Source organism: Buttiauxella sp. B2 (assembly GCF_006376615.1).
Taxonomy (GTDB): domain Bacteria; phylum Pseudomonadota; class Gammaproteobacteria; order Enterobacterales; family Enterobacteriaceae; genus Buttiauxella.
Genome location: NZ_VEXQ01000055.1, coordinates 1 through 4,247, shown reverse-complemented (window position 1 = coordinate 4,247; position 4,247 = coordinate 1). Strand labels below are relative to the sequence as shown.

9 protein-coding genes are annotated in these 4,247 nt (G+C 49.8%); 2 read left to right on the top strand and 7 right to left on the bottom strand.

The features are described from left to right. Window positions 1-3 precede the first annotated feature (3 nt). The gene (locus FH968_RS23300) at window positions 4-354 is read right to left on the bottom strand and encodes a GPW/gp25 family protein (RefSeq protein WP_139883830.1); all 351 of its coding nucleotides are present in this window, start codon (window positions 352-354) and stop codon (window positions 4-6) included. After that, a complete protein-coding gene (locus tag FH968_RS23295; RefSeq protein ID WP_139883828.1) occupies window positions 351-992 on the bottom strand; it encodes a phage baseplate assembly protein V in 642 nt (213 codons plus the stop codon). Before FH968_RS23295 ends, FH968_RS23300 begins: the two co-directional genes overlap by 4 nt. A gap of 251 nt (window positions 993-1,243) precedes the next feature. On the opposite strand from FH968_RS23295, the gene FH968_RS23290 reads away from it, so the two are divergent. Both FH968_RS23290 and FH968_RS23285 read left to right on the top strand, forming a co-directional pair. Next, window positions 1,244-1,795, top strand: a complete 552-nt coding sequence (locus tag FH968_RS23290; protein ID WP_139883826.1) for a hypothetical protein — start codon at window positions 1,244-1,246, stop codon at window positions 1,793-1,795. Between the two features lie 20 nt (window positions 1,796-1,815). Next, window positions 1,816-2,136, top strand: coding sequence for a hypothetical protein (locus FH968_RS23285; RefSeq protein ID WP_139883824.1), 321 nt, complete (start codon window positions 1,816-1,818; stop codon window positions 2,134-2,136). 159 nt (window positions 2,137-2,295) lie between these two features. Here the strand turns inward: FH968_RS23285 and FH968_RS23280 are convergent, their stop codons facing one another. From FH968_RS23280 to FH968_RS23265, 5 genes are read right to left on the bottom strand one after another with little or no spacing between them, the layout of a single operon-like run. Then, window positions 2,296-2,748 carry a phage virion morphogenesis protein gene (locus tag FH968_RS23280; RefSeq protein WP_139883822.1) on the bottom strand — a complete coding sequence of 151 codons (453 nt, stop codon included), beginning with the start codon at window positions 2,746-2,748 and terminating at the stop codon, window positions 2,296-2,298. Continuing rightward, window positions 2,741-3,208, bottom strand: a complete 468-nt coding sequence (locus FH968_RS23275; RefSeq protein WP_139883820.1) for a phage tail protein — start codon at window positions 3,206-3,208, stop codon at window positions 2,741-2,743. Before FH968_RS23275 ends, FH968_RS23280 begins: the two co-directional genes overlap by 8 nt. Further along, window positions 3,171-3,416, bottom strand: a complete 246-nt coding sequence (gene lysC / locus FH968_RS24020; protein WP_255431583.1) for an Rz1-like lysis system protein LysC — start codon at window positions 3,414-3,416, stop codon at window positions 3,171-3,173. The genes FH968_RS23275 and lysC overlap by 38 nt, the downstream gene beginning before the upstream one ends. Continuing rightward, window positions 3,304-3,729: an Rz-like lysis system protein LysB gene (lysB, locus tag FH968_RS23270; protein WP_139883818.1), complete on the bottom strand. Its 426-nt coding sequence runs from the start codon at window positions 3,727-3,729 to the stop codon at window positions 3,304-3,306. Before lysB ends, lysC begins: the two co-directional genes overlap by 113 nt. Continuing rightward, a complete protein-coding gene (locus tag FH968_RS23265; protein ID WP_139883815.1) occupies window positions 3,726-4,235 on the bottom strand; it encodes a lysozyme in 510 nt (169 codons plus the stop codon). The genes lysB and FH968_RS23265 overlap by 4 nt, the downstream gene beginning before the upstream one ends. Window positions 4,236-4,247: the final 12 nt, after the last annotated feature.

Genomic DNA, 4,247 nt, shown 5'->3' with positions numbered 1-4,247 from the left:
GTCTCAGCTCAGGGGAACAGTCAGGGAAAATGACGCGCCGCCGGTAATGGTGCGCACGCCGGTGATGTCGACGAATAACTCGCCTGCATTGGTACTTTCAAAGGTGATGGATGACAGCCGGATACGCGGCTCCCATTTCAGGATTGCCATATAGCAGGCGGACATAATTTGCAGACGCAGCGCCGGATTGTCGGGCTGGTCAGTCAGGGCAGATAATAACGAGCCATAATCACGGCGCATCACACGCGAGCCGATGGGGGTGATCAGAATGTCGCGCACACTCTGGCTGATGTGTGCCGAATCGGACAGGCTCAGCCCGGTGGTGCGGTTCATACCGGGGAAACGTGCCGTCATTGCGTCCCCTCCGTCCAGCTTCCGCCCCGTTCAATGCCGCCGTGACCGTGGTCATCCACCTGCACGCCGTTGGATTTGAACGTTCCGCCGCTGTGTTCGATATTGCCGCTCATCCTGCCGCCTTTCTGCACCTCCAGCGTGCCGGTGGTCAGCTTGTTCGTGCAGACCACTTCCGGCGTATCGAGGGTGATTTTCTGGCTGGCTTTGACGGTCAAAAGCGGCACTGTGACCACCACGGATTCGGATGCGGTTATGGTGGCGGTTTTAATACCCGAAACAGTCAGTGCGCTGATCTCCGGCTCGTACTCGATAACCGCGCCATCAGGGAAAGAAATATGCAGCGCATCGGCAGAGGCTGACGGCGCGGGGGTATCGTCGGAATAAATGCCGGGCAGCACGAAAGCGGTATCCAGTTCGCCGCCGATTGCCAGCACTAACACCTGCTCACCAACAGAAGGAGCCCACCATGTACGCGAACGACCGGCACGGGGCGCCAGCCAGTTGAGCCAGTCGGTCGTAATACCGCCCGTTTCAACGCGGCATAGTGCCCGTTCGGTGTCGACGTCGGTCACGATGCCGATGCGAATAAGGTTGCGCAGAAGGCGCGCAAGATCCTGGAGTGATGAGAGAGTATTCATGAGGCCATGATGGCTATATAAAACTCATCTTACAAAGAACTATCATTGGGTGTTCAGCCAAACAACAATGCTCGCGTAACTCATTCACACATCTGTTAATTTAAATAACGTCTACGATGATTTTTTGAAATAGATCGTTATTTTGCATGTATAACCTTCGTACATGCTGACGAAAAATACTACTTTAGTTTTAATTACATAAATTTCTTATCGACGATTATTAATTATAAATATCTAATGGGGTTGTGATTATGAATGCTCCTGCTTTTTTTCTCATTAAATTTTCCATTCTGTTTTTTGTTTTGAGCGCCACCGGTTGCTCGACACCAAAATATAGTGCGGAAGCTGAGAAGCAATTGTATGCTCTCCATGGGGATATCGATAAAAAACTGACAGAATGGCAAGGTGAAGCTCCTAAAAAGAGTGACAACCCGAATCTCTGTGAAAATGGGAATTACAATTTAATTGTTCCTTCTAATAGCATGCCAATTCCACAAGTATCTCTTGTGTCAGGAGGGGAACAGAAAGGCGATAAAGATAAATCTTTTTACGAAAATATTGACTCTGGTTTTCAAGTTACTGAAACTTTAATGCAAGCAGGAGCGCCTCAATACGATAGCAGACAGATTTCACTAAAAATTTATGGCGTTAAAACTCTTCTTGATAGGGTTAAGATTACCAGGGCTAGATGCACTCCCGAGGCTGAATATTATCAGGCGCAAAGGGACTTAATCTCAACTCTTATGGCAAACCTTTACATGTATTCTGATACTATTAAAAATATTAATAGTGACTCAAAATAAATATATATTGAGGATGTATAATGAGCGACTGGACAGAACTAAGAAATGCTGCAATCGAAGCAGCAAAGAAAGAACTCACAGGTCAGTGGGGGATCGTATCGAATACTCTTGTTCCTCAAATAGAAAATCTAGCTAGGACAGCCTATTACATAGAGCAAAATAAAGACAAAATGACTGATGATGAAAGGGAAAATTTATTAGCTAGTCAAAAATTTGCTATGGAAATCACGCTTACTTCATATGCACACATTTCGTCATTGATTGCACGAAAGATTATCAATGATGTAATTGATGTGCTGGTAAAGGGAATACCAAAGCTCGTCGTGGGGCTCATTTTTTAAATGCATTAAATTCAACGCTTTCATCTAAGTTAAGAAGACCACAAAAGAAAGTACCACTTCTTAAGTGGTTGTGAAAAATAAATCACTATTCTCTAAAAATTTTCTGGCTATCAAATTAATTTAACCACTTCAATCGATTTGATGGTCAGAGTAATTTCATTAGTGAGCCATGAGGAATTCGAAAATCACTAGCTCAATATTTTTATTATCTTTTTCTGAAATTCCTAGCAATTGCCGTTCCGGATATTGCACATCCTCGCTATAGCGGTTTGGTTTATCCCGTAACCCTTCCTGATGCACCTGCGCTATACGCTGCACTCGCCCCACAAACTCCACCACTGCCGCCTCATTTGTGCCTTTTGATTTCATATATCGGTTGGTGCGCAGCTTCGTGAACATCTCACGTTTAACACGGCCTTTTTTGCCTTTCACCGGTTGACGTTTACGGGCGGCATACGGTGTGCCGTCCGGCGCTTTTTGCTGCCTGATGCGCTGCTGCTGTGAGGCTCTGAGCTGCTTCGCAATCTCTGCCGTCATCCTGCGACGCGCTGCCGGTGACAGGCGGGCAATCAGTCCGGCGAGTTTGTCCTCAAAGGGTTTGAATTCATTCATGCCACTGGCTCACCAGCTCGCCGTGAACGTAGAGTTCCATCGGGCGCGTGACGTTCTCCGGCAGCGGTGGCTCAGCAGCGTGTTTCACGTGCAGGGTTTCACCTTCCTGCCTGACAATTGTGCGCTCAGTCAGCAACAGGCTGATACTCACATCGACACTTTCGTCGTCGTTGATATCGGCAATATATGTGAAACCCTTTTTGCGCCCCTCATCAGTGGTCATGATGTCGGGCTGGTTTTCCCACAACCAGGCATTGACCGGCACGATGAGGTAATCCAGGTCGCCGTGATAATCCGTGACCACGATGTTTAACGTGTACTGATTTTCAAATGACAGTGAGCTCGCAAGTGTAGCGGCGATTTTCCCGCTGTCGATAAAAATGCGTAGCATGTCCGGGTTATTACGCAGTACCGGCGCTGCGTCACAGAGGGCTTTGCGTAAACTGGCTGGCTTGAGCATCAAGTTCATCCTGACAGTGTTTGATGGTTTCAGTCTGGGCGGCACAGCTCACCAGTGCCGCCTCAAGCTGGCGAATATCGGTACTTAAATCGCCGTTAGTGCGCGGCGTGCTGGCGGGTATCAGACACAGAGCCACTTTCGGACAACCACTGTAAATAATCGGCTGTGGTGGTGAATGCGGGGCGGGTGTGCAACCGGATAATGTCATCAGGCAGCTCAGACTCATACCAGTCGCGCAGTGCTTTATTTTCATTGAGTAACCTCGTCACGGTGTTGCCACGGTTTGCAGCAAGCCGATTCGCCGTGGTGAGCTTATTGCGTAAGTCGACCTGTGCCTGCTCGTTGCGCTGCCTGATACCGGCGGTAACATCGAGCTGATTACGCAGCATGGTGTTCTGGGTTTTCTGCTCACTGGCAACACGGTTCGCCTTTTCAAACGAGCGTGTCAGCGTGCTGTTTTCGCGCTTCATCCACACCAGACCGGCGACGGCCAGCAACAGCAAAATAATCAGCGTCTTCATTCAACCCCCTTAAGACAGTAAGCACGTTCACGTGCGCGGCGATTTTCCAGCCCGGTATTTTTCTGACCGTTGACGTACACCCAGCGCGGAAGCTGGTTACAGGCCTGCGCCCACTGCTGGCGGTTGATAAACGAGACCAGCGTCGAGCGACAGGCGGCACCGGTGCCAACGTTAAACGCAAAACTCACCACCGCGTCATAGACCGGTTGCGGCATGGCAACCGGCGCACAGACCGCCAGCCTGCGCTCAACGTTCAGCACATCGCTGACCAGGTTCTGCGCCGCCTGCCTTTCGGTAATATCGCCTTTCGGTGTCACGCCTGCGGTATGACCGATACCGGATGTCCAGACACCGGCGCTGCACTGGTAGGGTTTCAGGCGGCATCCTTCGAGGTCAGCAATCAGCGCCAGCCCGTCGGGGGAGGTTTTCAATAAGCTGAAATCCGGCACCAGTACTGCAAGCGCCAGTACGGCGGCCACGCTACAACGCTTAACGATTGAGGCCACGGATCACCTCCT